The following is a 13,821-nucleotide window of genomic DNA, read 5'->3' on the forward strand; positions in this document are numbered from 1 at the left end:
CCAGACGTGACATCCCGTGATGCCTGTATCGCGTTTATTGCCGTTTCCGGCACTTACCTGCTCCCTTGTCCTCTTGGCGGCTTGCACTGCGCATGCTCCGCTGGCCCCGCCTGCGCAGACGCTGCAGGCCGACGCACTCAGCGGGCTGCCCGCCGGGGTGAGCCGGCAAGCCTTGTCTGAGGGCTGGTGGATGCTGTACCGCGATCCGCAGCTCAATGACTGGGTGCAGCGGGCACTGGCGCGCAATCAGGACTTGGCGCAAGCCGAGGCAAACGTTCGCGCCCTGCTGGCTGGTATCGATGAATTCGACGCACAGCGCTGGCCATCCACTTCCACCACCTTTGCCGCGACTTACGGCAAGAGCGCCGACGACCAGACGCTGGCCGAGGCGACTGACAGCCATGCGCCGTCCCAGTGGACGTTCAATCCTGGCATCGAGCTGGCCTACCAGGTCGACCTATGGGGGCAAGTACGAAACGAAATCGAACGGGCCAAGGCTCAGGCCGATGCGTCGCGTGAGGCCTGGGGGTTGATGCGCCTGGAGGTCGTGGCGCAAACCAGCCGCGCCTATATCGATCAATGTGTCTACGGTGCGCGCATTCAGGAGGCCCAGCAGTCCATGCAGACGCTGGACAGGAGCCTGCAACTGAGCGAGCGGCAGCTACAGGGCGGGGTTGCCACCGAGCTCGATAGCCAGCGCCTGCTGAGCCTGCGTGAGCAGGTCAAGGCGAGCTTGCCGATGCTTGAGGCGCGCCGGCGTATGGCGTTGTACGAACTGGCCATGCTCAGTGGTCAGGACCCCGCAGCGGCTGCTGCTGAATCGGCAACTTGCCGGACGATCCCTTCGCTGGATGCACCGCTGCCGGCGGGCGATGGCTGGCATCTGCTGGAACGCCGCCCGGATGTGCGCAAGGCTGAGCGTGAGCTTCAGGCCGCGGCGCTGGATGTGAGCATCGTGAGGGCCGATCTGTATCCCAAGGTGAGTTTCGGCGCTTCGCTGACGTCGTCCGATCATCACCTTTCCAATCTGGGGGACAGCCGTGCGGTGGTGTTCGCCATCGGGCCGCTGATCCGTTGGGAGTTTCCCAACATCAAGGCCAACCGTGCACGGGTGAGCAAGGCACAAGCCCTGCGGGAAGCTGCCGTTGCGAAGTACCGGGGGGCGGCCCTGGCGGCGCTCAAGGACGTTCGCCAGGCGTTGGCCCACTTCGACGGCGAGCGGCAACGTGCGTTGGCGCTGCAGTCAGCACTGGCACACAGCCAGCGAGGCTTTGACCTGGCTTTGGTGAATTACCGGGCCGGGGCCCTCGATGCTTTGGAATTGCTCGATGCCGAGCGTGATTTGATCAGCGTACGCGATCGCCATGTGCAAGCCCTGGGTGGGCTTGCACGTGCCCAGATCAACGTGTTCCGGGCCCTGGGCGGAGGCTGGCAGGACACCGCAGCACCGACCACGGCCCAAGGGTTAGCTGCCGAGAGTGAAAAACGACCATGAATGTTGCCGTGGATGAACAGACGCTCGCTAACGACGGGCGCCAGGATGATGCTGTATCTCGCAAGCAGGCCCAGCGCAGGCTGGCGTTATACGGCGGGGGCGGCTTGCTGCTGGTTGCAGTGATGGTATTCGGCATTTACTGGTACAGCGTCGGGCGCTATCTACAGACCACCGATGACGCTTATGTGCGCGCTGACTGGGTGACGTCGAGTTCGCGCGTGGCGGGTTACGTCGCCAAGGTCGAGGTGGAAGACGATCAGCCAGTTAAAGCAGGTGATGTGCTGGTACGCCTGCAGGACCGCGACTACCGCGCGCGCCTGGAGCAGGCCAAGGCCGACGTGGCTGAAGCAGGCGCCGCCTTCACGGCGGCCCAGGCGCTTTCTCAGGTGGCTGGCGAACGCATCGCGCAACAGCGGCAGGCGATCGTGCAGGCGCAGTCGATGCTGCAAAGCGCTGCTGCCGAGCGCCGTCGCAGCGAACTGGATGTGGCGCGTTACAAGGGCTTGGTGCGCGACAGTGCGGCGACCTTGCAGCGCCTGGAAAAAGCCAACGCCAGCGCTGCGCAGGCGCAGGCAGCGTGGCAGGGCGCCCAGGCGCAGTTGCGCGAGCGTCGTTCGCAGCTGTTGATGGCCAAGGCCCAGGCGGCGTATGCCGACGCCCAAGTCAAGCGCCGTCAGGCTGGGCAGGCCAGTGCCGAGGCCCGTCTGGTGCTGGCCGAGCAGGATGAACAGGACACGTTGATTCGTGCGCCGATCGAGGGCGTTGTCGGGCAGCGTCGGGTACGTGCCGGCCAGCATGTGGTGGCCGGCCAGCCGCTGCTGGCGGTGGTGCCATTGCAGCAGACCTACATCGTGGCCAACTACAAGGAAACCCAGCTGGCCCGCATGCAACCGGGCCAACCAGTGCGGATCAGCGTCGACAGCTTTTCGGAGCGCGAGCTGCGCGGGCGAGTGGCGAGTTTCTCGCCCGCGTCGGGCAATGTGTTCGCACTGCTGCCTTCGGACAATGCCACGGGCAACTTCACCAAGATCGTTCAGCGTTTTCCCGTGCGGATCCTGCTGGACCAACCTGTGAGCGGGCAGCCGATCCTGCCGGGCATGTCGGTGGTGACCACCGTCGATACGCGGCCAACGGAGTCTGCTGATGAGCAGTGAGCAAGCGGTCTCGTTGCGCGCCTGGGTAGCGGTGCTGGGCGGCTTGTTCGGCTGCTTCATGGCGGGCATGAATGTGCACGTGACCAGCGCAGCGCTACCGGAAATCCGCGGCTCGCTGGGCGCCAGTTTCGAAGAAGGCTCATGGATCTCCACCGCTTACCTGGTCGCCGAGATTGTCATGATTCCCTTAACGGCGTGGCTGGTCGAAGTCTTTTCGATGCGCCGGGTGATGTGGACGGGGTCGTTCATCTTTCTGCTGGCCTCCATCGCCTGCTCGTGGGCGCCAAACCTTGAGGCGATGATCATCATCCGCGTCGTCCAGGGGGCTGCCGGCGCCGTCCTCATCCCGCTCTCATTCCAGCTGATCATCACCGAACTGCCAGCGAGTAAGATGGCCATGGGGATGGCGTTGTTCAGCCTGGCGAACAGCGTCGCCCAGGCGGCGGGGCCTTCGATCGGGGGCTTGCTGACGGACGCCTATTCCTGGCGATGGATCTTCTACCTGCAGCTGGTACCTGGCATCGCGCTGCTGGCAGCCATATCTTGGTCGATCGAAGCCAGGCCCATGAAGCTCGAACTGTTGCGCAAGGGCGACTGGCTGGGTATCACGGCCATGGTGCTGGGCCTGGGTGGGCTGCAGATCGTCCTGGAAGAAGGCGGGCGCCTGGACTGGTTCAGTTCGCGCTACATCCTGGCCATGGCTGTGGTCGCAGCCATCGCGCTGGTGGTGTTCGTGGGCACGCAGCTCTACGGTAAGCAGCCGTTCATCAACCTGCGGCTGCTTGGACATTACAACTTCGGCGTTGCCAGCGTTGCCATGTTCGTTTTCGGTGCTGCGACATTCGGGCTGGTCTTTCTGGTTCCCAACTATCTGTCCCAGTTGCAGGGTTTCAGCGCCAGCGATGTGGGTGTTGCACTGATTGCCTACGGCGTGGTGCAGCTGTTATTGGCACCGCTCATGCCACGCCTGATGGCCTGGACCAGCGCCAAATTCATGGTAGCCAGCGGCTTTCTGATCATGGCGCTGGGCTGCTGGCTGGGCGCAGGCCTGACCGCGGACAGCGCGGACAACGTCATCATTCCGTCCACGGTGGTGCGGGGTATCGGACAGCCTTTCATCATGGTGGCGCTTTCGGTGCTGGCGGTGGCCGGGCTGGACAAGCGTGAGGCGGGTTCGGCGTCGGCGGTTTTCTCGATGTTGCGCAACCTTGGCGGAGCGATTGGCACCGCGGCCCTTACCCAGGTGGTAGCAACGCGTGAACGTTTTCACAGCGAGCGCGTTTACGAGCATGTATCGGCGTTTTCGCCAGGGCTGCAGGAGCGGCTGGGGCAGACGTTGCAGACGTGGTTGCCGGCGCAGCAAAAGATACTCGAAGTGCTGGCAGCCACGGTGCGTCGTGAAGCCTACCTGATGGCTTACAGCGATGCCTTTTATGTTTCTTCCCTGGCGCTGATCGGGTGCGCAGTCGCAGCGCTCATATTGCGCACGCAGCGGGCCAAGTAGCTGCGATCAACGTGATTACAAGTGCTAACCAAGGAGCGACTGCAATGGATTGCCCATGCATTACTGATTAATAATAGTTTGATATGGCGACAGATTATGATGCAGGTAGCTTATGATTAAGTTGCCTTTTTGTCGTGCTTGGTGGTTTAAGAAAGTTTGAAATTTTCATTTATTTGTAGTTGATTTGTAACTTGTGATGGCATAGTTTTTCGGTGCCTGCAGAGGTCGGCGAAATAAAAAACAGCTTCAGTTACAAATAACCTGTTGAGCGAGGTAATCATGTACGATCAGAAAGCCGTTCTTGAGAACAAGAAGTCCGAACTGGGAAACCATCCGATCTTCGCTGAAATCGGTTCACTGCCGGTATTGCGGACTTTCATGGAGACACATGTTTTCGCAGTTTGGGATTTCATGTCGCTGACCAAGCGCCTGCAACAGGAGCTGACCTGCACTTCGCTACCGTGGTTGCCGCCAGTGGACCCGGCCGCAGCGCACCTGATAAACGAAATCGTTCTGGGTGAGGAGTCCGACCAGAACCTCAGCGGTGGGCACTACAGCCACTTCGAGCTGTACCTGCATGCCATGCATGAGATTGGTGCCAGTACCGCGTGCGTCGAGCAATTCGTCCAGCTGATGCGCGACGGCGAAAACCTGCAGGATGCCCTGCACCGTTGCCAGGCTTCTCCGGCGGCAGTGCGCTTTGTCTCCAACACCATCGAAACGGCCGTCAATGCCAAGCCTCACGAGGTAGCCGCGGCCTTCCTGCACGGGCGCGAAAGCGTAATCCCCCGCATGTTCCAGACCATTCTCGATGACTGGGACATCGGCATCGATCAGGCACCGACCTTCCGGTATTACCTGCAACGGCATATCGACGTGGACTCCGATGATCACGGCCCGGCAGCCGAAAAACTGCTCGAGCGCCTAGTCAAGGGCGATGCCCAGCGTCAACAGGAAATGTATGCGGCTGCCATTGCCGCAGTGGACAGCCGTCGTGTGCTGTGGGACGAGCTGCGCGCGGAAATGGCGGAGCAAGCGGTCGAGTGTGTCGCATGAAGTTCGCGGTCATCGAGCAGGACCAGGCGGTATGGCAAGCGGTCCCCAGCGAACGCGGCATCACCCTGACGGTATTCAAGGACACACTGGATGCAACAACCCGTACGGGCGTGCGCACGCGCCTGGTGCGTTTCGCGCCAGGTGGCGGAACGCGCGAAATATATACCCATGATTACCATGAAGAAGTGTATTTGATCGAAGGCGACCAAGTTGAACAGGCGGCTCCCGGTCGTCCGCTCAAGGCCTACGGTGAGGGCAGTTACTTCTACCGCGAAGCGGACACCGAGCACGGGCCATTTCATTCGGAAACGGGCTGTCTGTTGTTTGAGGTTCATTACTACTGAATGCCGGGACGCAAGCAGATGAATGCACAGGAATATCAATCCTTCGCCGAAATATGGGAGCGTCGCGCGACCATTCGTACGCGGCCAAGGCGAACAGTGGAAGATGACGGAAAGTTGATCTACCCGACCAGCCGTCAGCCGCTGGTAACCAGCGAAGTGTTTTTGCAGAAGTGCCCACAGCTCAGGGATTTCGCCCTCGTACAAAGTTTGTATAAGTTTATTAATGACGTAGTGATTTTCGAAACGGAGATTGTCGACAAGACGGCGCGCAGTATCGCCAAAGACAACTTCCCGATCCGCTTTCCGTTTGCCTGTCGCTATGACGCCATGACCGTTGTCGTCGACGAGGATTACCACGCGCTGGTGGCAATGGACTACTTGCAGCAAACCATCGAGCTTACCGGGATCGAGCCCATTTCCTTGCCTCAGGAAATCGAGCTGAGCCGTTCGATCCCCAAAGCGATGGAAATGGCGCCGGACCACCTGAAAGCTGCGGTCGAGCTGATTTGCGTGGCCGTCGCCGAAAATACCCTTACCAATGATGTGGCCGCATTCGCTCGCGACGACACCGTCAAGGAGTCGGTGAAAGGCCTGATGGCCGATCACCTGTCCGATGAGGGGCGACACTCCAGTTTCTGGGCGCGTCTGACGCGTATCTACTGGAGCACTGCATCGGCAGATGACCGTGCCACCATCGCCTCTATCTTGCCGGTGTTTATGCAGCATTACCTGACCAACGACATCCAGAAGCATTTCGACCTGCTGCTGGTCGATAGCCTGGACACCACCGAGCAGGTCAAGGTGGCCTTGCGCGAAGAGGTTGAGGCCATGGCTTTCCCCATCACTGCCGGGCACCCCCTGGTGGGCAACATCATGCGGTTTTTCCAGACGAGCACGATGCTCGAAGATCCAGCCGTACAGGCTGCCCTGGCCGCGTACCGGCGCTGACTTCAACGCAAGGAACTCCGATGAGACGTTTAGAGATTCTGCTGTGCGGAAGCAGCCGGGGGCTCGCCCGCCTGGCCGGCGAATTGCGCCAGATGGGCCATCAGGTCCATCTGCTGGAAACCCCCGCCAGCTTCGACCATTGGCAATTGCACGCCTCGGATCTGATTATCGACGACGCGACCCTGGCCGCCTGGCCAGAGCAGGGCAGCACTCGGCAGATCTCCCTGCGGGTGGCCGACGAGGGGCCTGGCAACCCCATGGCGAGCCTGCAGATGCACCTGATCACCCGTGAAGGCAACCGGCCCTGGCGGTCCCTGGAGGTGCTGGAGGTCGCTGGTGAAGCATCTGGAAACGGCGCCGACCTGGTGGCCAATGCCTTGCGGGAGCTGATCGAGGCGACGGCAGCGCATGTCGGCGGCTACTCGCGCAATGAAGACTATTTTAGCCAGGCGCGCCTGCGGCCTTTGCCGTCCGAAGCGTTGGTTGGGCTTGATAGGCTGGACGCTCTGGCCTTTGCTCACCGCTGCAACATGACGGCCGTACCGCCTATCCGTGAGGCGGCCGCCGTCTCGTTCATCCAGCGCCTGGCTGGCAGCCTGGTGACGCATCGAGACGCGCCGGCCCTGCTGGTCGAGGGGCGTTACATCAGTTACCGCGAACTGCATGCCATGAGTGTCGCGATCCAGGAACGGTTGTTGCCGCTGCTGGATGAACACGACGGCCAGGCGGTGGTAGCCGTCGCCCTGGGCAAGGGCCTGGCACTGTACGCTTCGATTCTGGCCGTGTTGGGTTGCGGGGCGGTCTATCTGCCGCTCGACCCGCAGCACCCCGCCGAGCGGCGCTCCATGATCGTCGAGCACGCCCAGGCAAAAGTCATCATCCACGAGGGTAACGTGGTAGCGCTCGATGCCTGCCAGGGGCTGGATGTCAGCCAGCTGAGCACGGTCCATCGAGGTGTCGGCGGCCATGATGCCATTGCCCTGGCAGCCGATCAGTCGCTGATGCGGGGCCTATGGGATGATCAGCGCGCCTGCGTGGCCATCTATACCTCAGGCACGACCGGAACGCCCAAAGGGGTGCTTCTTTCGGTGGCCAACCTCAGCCATTTCTGTGCCTGGTATGGCGAGCACGTCCAGGTCGGTCCGCAGACCCGCGCGTTGCAGTTTTCGACGATCAACTTCGATGCCTCCATGCTGGACATCTTCCCGACCTTGATCGCTGGCGGTTGCCTGGTCGTGCCCAGCGAAGATCAACGCCGCGATCCCGCTGCCCTGGCGTTGTTGATCGGGCAGGCTGAAGTCAGCCATGCCTTCCTTCCGCCTGCCTTGCTCAGCATCATGCCGCTGGAAAGCCTGCACGGCATACGTCACCTGGTGACCGGCGGTGATGTGTGCGAGCCGCATGTCATCGATGGCCTGGGTGCGCATTGCCACTTGCACAACATCTACGGGCCTACTGAGACGACGGTGCTGGCGACCAGCAGAGAGATGCGCCCAGGCGATTCCAATCGCCTGCTGGGCATGCCGATCGCCAATACCCGGCTCTACCTGCTGGACGAGCAGGGTATACCGGTAGCCCAAGGCGAAAGCGGTGAGGTCTACATCGCCGGGCCAGGGGTGGGGCTGGGCTACCTGAACAACCCCGGTGCGACCTTGGAGCGCTATTTGCCTGGTGCTGGCGGGTTGCAGGGTGAGCGGCTGTATCGCACCGGCGATCTGGCGCGTTGGGGCAGGGAAGGCCTGGAAATCATCGGGCGGCTGGATAACCAGGTGAAGATCCGCGGTTTTCGCGTCGAGCCCGAAGAGGTCGAGCACGTTCTGCGCGGCAGCAACCTGTTTGCGCAGCTGGCCGTGGTCATCGATGAGCAGCGCCGCATCGTGGCGTTTTTCGCCGAGCCGCGAACGCTGGATGCACAGCGTGCCCAACTGGCATTGCAGGCCCATGCCGAAAAGCACCTGCCCGATTACATGCGCCCGTCGCGGTGGCGTCTGCTGGACACCTTCCCGGCAACCGCTAACGGCAAGGTCGACCGCAAGGCATTACGCCTATTGCCCGACGACAGCCGCCCACGGCAGGTGCGCGAGCAGCCCCTGAGCGCGGGTCTGCAGCAGCTGTTGTCCATCTGGGCGAGCTTGCTGGAAATCGATGCCGACGAGATCGGCCTGGATGACAGCTTCTTCAACCTGGGTGGGCACTCGATCCTGCTTTCGCGCATGCTCATGGACATCCGCGATTCGTTCGGCAAAGGGGTGTCGATCAACCGTTTCATCGAACTGCCCACCCTTGCCAACCTGGACCGCCTGCTCGCCGAGGAGGATATCGCTGATGCCATTGTCAGCCCCAGGGCGCTGGCCGATGCCAATCTCAGTGTCGCGCTCGATATTCTGCCGCTCAGCCAGATGGGCGACCTGCACAAGGTCATTGTCACCGGGGCCAATGGCTTCCTCGGCGTGCATATCGTCGAAGCGTTGCTGGAGCTGGGGTCCACTGAAGTGGCCTGCCTGGTGCGTGCCAGCGCGGGTCAATCGGCGCAAGAGCGTTTCGATCAGGCATTGGTCGACAACCGCCTGGAACACTTGGACATGAGCCGCGTGCGCGTTCTGGCAGCCGATATCAGTCAACCGATGCTGGGGCTGGGCGCCGAAGAGTACGAGCGGCTTGATCGGGAGTACGGCGTACTGATCTACAACGCTGCCAATGTCAACCACGTGCTCGACTATGAGTCATTGGTCAAAGACAACGTCGCGCCCGTGATCGAGTGCCTGAAATTGTGCGAAGGGCGGCGCAAGAAAATCTTCAACTTCATCTCGACCCTGTCGGCGTCCAGTAGCGTCGACAGCGATGGTCGCGTGTTGGAGACCCCCCCTGCGGCGACCCCCCCGATCTATATCCGTAACGGGTACAACCTTTCCAAATGGGTAGGCGAACGCATCCTGTGGAATGCCAGCGAACGGGGGGTGAAAGTAAACCTGTACCGCCCCGGCAACATCGCCTTCAATACCCGTACCGGCGTCTGTCAGCCACACCAGAACCGTTTGATGCTGATGCTCAAGGGGTCTTTGCAACTCAAGGAGGTGCCGCAGCTGTCGCTGAACTTCGACCTGATGCCGGTCGACTTCCTGGCTCGGTTCATCGGTTTCCATGCCAGCCGCCACACCAGCAACCGGGCTGTGTTCAACCTGCACAACCCGCAACCCTTGAGCTGGGACACCTACGTGGAAGCGTTTCGCCCCATGGGCCACGACTTCAAATGGGTCACGATCAGCGATTGGCAGCGGCGTCTATCGACCATTGAAAGTGACAACGCGCTGTTTGGCGTGGTCGGCTTCTACCTCAATGGGTTCGAAGAAGACATCGGTGACATTTCGTTGATCGAACACGGCAACGCCCGCCAAGGCATCGGCATCATGGGCGAGGAATACCCGGCAAAGAGCCCGACGCTATTGCGTCTAGGGTGCGAGTTCTTGAAAGAAATCGACTTCATCTGACTAATCAAAGGAGCTGAACATGCAACATTGCGAACCCGATACCCTGATCCAGAACCCTGTTGGCGAGCCCGTGGTGGCCTCTATTTCGGTGAATGCCGATGCCCGAAGCGTGTGGAATATCGTGGGCAACTTTGCCGGTTTCCCGGTCTTCATTCCGGCACTTTCACATATCGAAATGACCGGTACCGGCGTGCGTTCGGTACGCAAGAAGCTGTTCAAGGACGGCAACGTGGTGATCGAGCAGCTCAACACCCACGACGACCAGCGCATGGTCATGACCTGGTCGCTGATCTATACCTCGCTGAATATCGGTAACCTCTGGGCCCGCATGGAGGTTCAAGAGCAGGGCCCGGGCCAGTCGGCGGCGACCTGGACCATCATCGGTGAGCCTTATACCGGCGGCCCGCAGGACCAGCCCGCATTCCAGGCGTTCTTGCAGGGGTTTGCAGACGGGGCGATGAACAACGTCAAACAGATGTTTGCCTGACTGTAACGGCGTTGCACCGAGGCCCGCGTGTTCATTGAAGGCGCGGGCCTTTTTTTGGCAGTGTTATTCCTGCGCCGTCGGCGCCATCCGCGCTTCCAGCTCGGCGACTTGCTTCTCCAGGGCTTCGAGGCGCGCGCGAGTGCGCGCCAGAACGACCATCTGGTTATCGAATTCTTCACGGCTGACCAGGTCCAGCTTGCTGAAGGCACCTTGCATAAGCACCTTGAATTGGCTTTCCAGTTCGGCTCGGGGCTGGGGGGTATCGCCGCTGAGCAGGCGTGAAGCCTGGTCGCTGAGGGCGTCAAGAAGGGCTTTGGGCGCAAGCATGTTCGACTGTCCACTGAAACTGGGAAATGGCCCGCAATGTAGCTCGCAGCCATTTGGCGTTTGGCCGTGGCCGGTGCCGGTGCCGGGGCAGCGTCCTCCGTGCTGGTCGGCGCGGGTGCCGTGTTGAGCCTGGCCGGAATCATCAACTCTGACGCGTTGAAGAACCTGTAAAACAGCCTGGCTGAACAGGTTATCGATCGTTACTTCAAGAACACGCCAGATGCGGCTTACCCGGAACATTGGCTGGCGCCTGATCTGCAATTAGTACCCTTCGAAATGATTACTAGCGTCTATTCGGGCAACGTAGCTGCCGTGCACTGGACCCTCTCCATCAACAGCGTTACTGCCAGCCAGGCGGAGTTCGTCGAAGACCCCGACAGCGGCGCGAGCGCGGGTTCGGGCGCAGGTGTCTGGTATGGCGGTGGCGGCACCGTGCCTGTGATTATCACGCTTCCCGACGGGCCGGTTGCAAGGATCGATATCGGCCCGCTGGAATTCCCCGATCCTAACCAAGACAGCTATGGTTGCTGCTCCGGAAGCCAGGACGGCTACTTCTGAAAAAAGCCTGATACGCTTCCTGGCGTCAACGGTTTGCTCCGAAATGAGTCAGGAAGAGTCATGCTGCATCTGATCGCTGAACACGCAAAGTTACCAGGCAGGACCAAGGCGCTCGTCTGCTGGTCTTTCGCCTTGACCAGCCTGCTTGTAGCGGGCGTGCTATGGCGCAATGCAGCGCTGCGCTCCAATTATTCGACGAGCTGTCGACCAGCAGGCTGCAAATGGCTCGGGTGAACATGCAGTTCACCCAGCGGAAAGGTCGCGATCTTAGCAAATCCGGTTGCGGCATGGTGGTCACATCCAGAGCGGTTGCAAGGTGTGCTGTCTGTCTCGCGATAATGGCAAAGGGTCAGCATGGACTTGCGCGACCCAGCCCTCGAAACTGATCCATTCGCATCTGGACCAGGGCCGGTCATGAATAACCTGCAACGCACACTCTCTCTCATGCTGCTGCTGGCCGCAGCTTCGTTGACCGCCTGCGTCCCCTGGAAACGCGAACGCGCCGCCTACGCGGACCTTTGCGAATCCGAGTTCCAGTTCAAAGTGCCAGGGCCGCAGGGGGAGACCACCCTCTACCTGGAAACCTACCTCTACGACCACGCCGCCCTATGGGGCGAAAAGCGCTATGAGCAAAGCCTGTACGTGCAGTACCCGGGCGAGAAGTACTCGCGGCAGGAATTCTTTGTGCAAATGATCGCCTACAACGAAGACCGCCAACGGCCATCGACCGATTCCAAGCGTGGCGAACCGCCGATACCGGTGCTGTATGACAGCCGTCAGGCTTACATCACCTTTGAAGACGGCTCGCGCCTGAATGCGCGGCCCGAGGTGTACTTGGGCCTCAACGAGACCTACGACTTTCCGTTGGTGAATGTGAAGACCGCCCGGCCATCGCCATATGACATCAACAGCGATGAAGTGCACCGGATGATTCCCAGGATGACCAACAACAAGCGCTATGGCTCGGCTTACGTGATCTTTCAGACGGACAAGTTCGAGGCAGATTCCAAGTGGACGATTCATCTGGGGGCACTGGATGTGCAGGGCCGCAAGGTGCAGATTCCGCCGCTGAAGCTCTGCTATCACCCCGTTAAGAAATGGATCGGGATCGAGCCGCTCATGCGGCCTTGAGTGGAAGGTGTCCGCCATGGGAGGTTGGGTGGCGGTGAGATCGCGCGCCGCCCGCGCGGCGCATCGCGAGCTGCGCTCGCTCCTTGTATGTTGTGTCTGACCTGGCCAGAGAGGTTATTCTCGTCAGGTTCAAGAAGCACTTCCGGGGAGACCGATCGCTCCTGAAGGCAGGGATTGCCCTGACCTTGTACGTAGAGAGGTCCCCCGCCTCATTGCCCACCACGAAGAGTATCGAGAAGCCGACAAGTCGGACTTCGCATTACAAGGTTGCAGCGGCATGAAGTTCGAGGTCGGGGAACCGGAGGCCATTGTTACCTATGTTGCTGGGGAGTGGGAAGGATGAGTGTCTTCGTTGGCCTGGATATCGGTTCGCGCACTTCAATCGCCGGGGTGCGCAAAGATGGGCGCCCTGCTGGTCAGTGGGAGATCGCCCAGACACCAGCCGGACGTAAAGCTGCGGTTAAGAAGCTCCAATCGCTCAAGCCCAAAGCCATCGTGATGGAAGCGACCGGTATCTATTACCTGGATTTGGCCATCGACCTGCACGCCGCTGACCTCCCTGTCTCGGTAATCAACCCCAAGAGCTTTCACAATTTCGCCAAGCTAATGCTGGTGAACAGCAAAACTGATGCGATTGATGCCCAGCTGCTTTCCGAGTATGCCGAGCGAATGACACCACGCTTATGGACCCCTCCAAGCCCTGCCCAGCTTGAGCTCCGGGCTATCGGGCGGCATATCAATCGTCTGGTTGGCCACCGAACAAGGGCGAAAAATGAGTTGCATGCGTTGCGGGCGACCAACACGACCATCGCCATGCTGATCGAAGACGAAGAAGAGGCGATAGCCTCATTGGACAAGCGTATTGAGCGATTTCGTAAGGCTGGCCATGACTTGATTGCTCAATGCCAAATGCTTAGTCGGCAGTACCAACAACTAATTGCCGCTCCTGGCATGGGAGAGGTGTCTGTATTAGCCATTTTGGCTGAGCTCACGACATTACCTGAAATGCTCAAGTCTTCGCAGGTAAGCCGCCATGCCGGTCTCGACGTTCGACAGACGCAGTCAGGTACAAGCATTGATAAGCCTGGTCGACTCGGAAAAAGTGGAAATGCCTACCTGCGAGCAGCGATGTATATGCCAGCGTTGACGGCGATCCGCTATGACCCCTACGCGAAGGGCTTTTACGAATCGTTGCTCAGCAGAGGGAAGAAGAAAATGCAGGCTATCGCCGCCGTCATGCGTAAATACCTGACAGGTGCCTGGGCATGCATGCGTGGCGATGAGCCCTTTGATACGGCCAAGCTGTTCAGCGCTGAGCACCTCAAAAAA

13 protein-coding genes are annotated in these 13,821 nt (G+C 60.3%); 12 read left to right on the plus strand and 1 reads right to left on the minus strand.

Features of this window, described 5'->3' with window-relative positions; translation table 11 throughout:
- Positions 1-19: 19 nt before the first annotated feature.
- The 8 genes from E8E68_RS13430 to E8E68_RS13465 all read left to right on the plus strand — a co-directional run bounded on the left by E8E68_RS13430 (position 20) and on the right by E8E68_RS13465 (position 10,476).
- A complete protein-coding gene (locus E8E68_RS13430) occupies positions 20-1,495 on the plus strand; it encodes a TolC family protein (RefSeq protein WP_266034810.1) in 1,476 nt (491 codons plus the stop codon).
- Entirely contained in the window at positions 1,492-2,649 is a 1,158-nt protein-coding gene (locus E8E68_RS13435) for an HlyD family secretion protein (RefSeq protein WP_266034807.1), read from the plus strand. The genes E8E68_RS13430 and E8E68_RS13435 overlap by 4 nt, the downstream gene beginning before the upstream one ends.
- Positions 2,639-4,153, plus strand: coding sequence for an MDR family MFS transporter (locus E8E68_RS13440; RefSeq protein WP_266034804.1), 1,515 nt, complete (start codon positions 2,639-2,641; stop codon positions 4,151-4,153). The genes E8E68_RS13435 and E8E68_RS13440 overlap by 11 nt, the downstream gene beginning before the upstream one ends.
- 279 nt (positions 4,154-4,432) lie before the next feature.
- Positions 4,433-5,209 (plus strand): DUF3050 domain-containing protein, encoded by a 777-nt coding sequence (locus E8E68_RS13445; RefSeq protein ID WP_266034802.1) that lies wholly within the window; start codon positions 4,433-4,435, stop codon positions 5,207-5,209.
- Complete coding sequence (locus E8E68_RS13450) at positions 5,206-5,553, plus strand: DUF4437 domain-containing protein (RefSeq protein ID WP_266034799.1); 348 nt, start codon at positions 5,206-5,208, stop codon at positions 5,551-5,553. Before E8E68_RS13445 ends, E8E68_RS13450 begins: the two co-directional genes overlap by 4 nt.
- Positions 5,554-5,571: 18 nt before the next feature.
- Positions 5,572-6,501 carry a diiron oxygenase gene (locus tag E8E68_RS13455; protein WP_266034796.1) on the plus strand — a complete coding sequence of 310 codons (930 nt, stop codon included), beginning with the start codon at positions 5,572-5,574 and terminating at the stop codon, positions 6,499-6,501.
- Between the two features lie 20 nt (positions 6,502-6,521).
- Positions 6,522-9,989, plus strand: a complete 3,468-nt coding sequence (locus E8E68_RS13460; protein ID WP_266034793.1) for an amino acid adenylation domain-containing protein — start codon at positions 6,522-6,524, stop codon at positions 9,987-9,989.
- Positions 9,990-10,008: 19 nt separating this feature from the next.
- A complete protein-coding gene (locus tag E8E68_RS13465; protein WP_280342119.1) occupies positions 10,009-10,476 on the plus strand; it encodes an SRPBCC family protein in 468 nt (155 codons plus the stop codon).
- 63 nt (positions 10,477-10,539) lie between these two features.
- Here E8E68_RS13465 and E8E68_RS13470 read toward each other — a convergent pair whose 3' ends face one another.
- Positions 10,540-10,803, minus strand: coding sequence for an accessory factor UbiK family protein (locus E8E68_RS13470; RefSeq protein ID WP_266034850.1), 264 nt, complete (start codon positions 10,801-10,803; stop codon positions 10,540-10,542).
- A gap of 276 nt (positions 10,804-11,079) precedes the next feature.
- Between E8E68_RS13470 and E8E68_RS13475 the strand changes: the two genes are divergently transcribed.
- The 4 genes from E8E68_RS13475 to E8E68_RS13490 all read left to right on the plus strand — a co-directional run.
- Positions 11,080-11,361 (plus strand): hypothetical protein, encoded by a 282-nt coding sequence (locus E8E68_RS13475; protein WP_280342122.1) that lies wholly within the window; start codon positions 11,080-11,082, stop codon positions 11,359-11,361.
- Positions 11,362-11,421: 60 nt separating this feature from the next.
- On the plus strand, positions 11,422-11,595 hold the full coding sequence (locus tag E8E68_RS13480; protein WP_266034784.1) for a hypothetical protein: 174 nt from the start codon (positions 11,422-11,424) through the stop codon (positions 11,593-11,595).
- Between the two features lie 180 nt (positions 11,596-11,775).
- On the plus strand, positions 11,776-12,492 hold the full coding sequence (locus tag E8E68_RS13485; RefSeq protein ID WP_280342131.1) for a hypothetical protein: 717 nt from the start codon (positions 11,776-11,778) through the stop codon (positions 12,490-12,492).
- A 339-nt stretch (positions 12,493-12,831) separates the two neighbouring features.
- Positions 12,832-13,821: IS110 family transposase (locus tag E8E68_RS13490; RefSeq protein WP_266034982.1), on the plus strand; the 990-nt coding region annotated here is incomplete at its 3' end.

It is taken from the genome of Pseudomonas sp. BN607, assembly GCF_029871175.1.
Lineage (GTDB): Bacteria > Pseudomonadota > Gammaproteobacteria > Pseudomonadales > Pseudomonadaceae > Aquipseudomonas.

What these genes read in the sequence shown, in the direction of transcription:
- E8E68_RS13430 (WP_266034810.1), top strand. Translation starts at nt 20, where the DNA reads ATGCCTGTATCGCGTTTATTGCCGTTTCCGGCACTTACCTGCTCCCTT.
- E8E68_RS13435 (WP_266034807.1), top strand. Translation starts at nt 1,492, where the DNA reads ATGAATGTTGCCGTGGATGAACAGACGCTCGCTAACGACGGGCGCCAG.
- E8E68_RS13440 (WP_266034804.1), top strand. Translation starts at nt 2,639, where the DNA reads ATGAGCAGTGAGCAAGCGGTCTCGTTGCGCGCCTGGGTAGCGGTGCTG.
- E8E68_RS13445 (WP_266034802.1), top strand. Translation starts at nt 4,433, where the DNA reads ATGTACGATCAGAAAGCCGTTCTTGAGAACAAGAAGTCCGAACTGGGA.
- E8E68_RS13450 (WP_266034799.1), top strand. Translation starts at nt 5,206, where the DNA reads ATGAAGTTCGCGGTCATCGAGCAGGACCAGGCGGTATGGCAAGCGGTC.
- E8E68_RS13455 (WP_266034796.1), top strand. Translation starts at nt 5,572, where the DNA reads ATGAATGCACAGGAATATCAATCCTTCGCCGAAATATGGGAGCGTCGC.
- E8E68_RS13460 (WP_266034793.1), top strand. Translation starts at nt 6,522, where the DNA reads ATGAGACGTTTAGAGATTCTGCTGTGCGGAAGCAGCCGGGGGCTCGCC.
- E8E68_RS13465 (WP_280342119.1), top strand. Translation starts at nt 10,009, where the DNA reads ATGCAACATTGCGAACCCGATACCCTGATCCAGAACCCTGTTGGCGAG.
- E8E68_RS13470 (WP_266034850.1), bottom strand. Translation starts at nt 10,803, where the DNA reads ATGCTTGCGCCCAAAGCCCTTCTTGACGCCCTCAGCGACCAGGCTTCA.
- E8E68_RS13475 (WP_280342122.1), top strand. Translation starts at nt 11,080, where the DNA reads ATGATTACTAGCGTCTATTCGGGCAACGTAGCTGCCGTGCACTGGACC.
- E8E68_RS13480 (WP_266034784.1), top strand. Translation starts at nt 11,422, where the DNA reads ATGCTGCATCTGATCGCTGAACACGCAAAGTTACCAGGCAGGACCAAG.
- E8E68_RS13485 (WP_280342131.1), top strand. Translation starts at nt 11,776, where the DNA reads ATGAATAACCTGCAACGCACACTCTCTCTCATGCTGCTGCTGGCCGCA.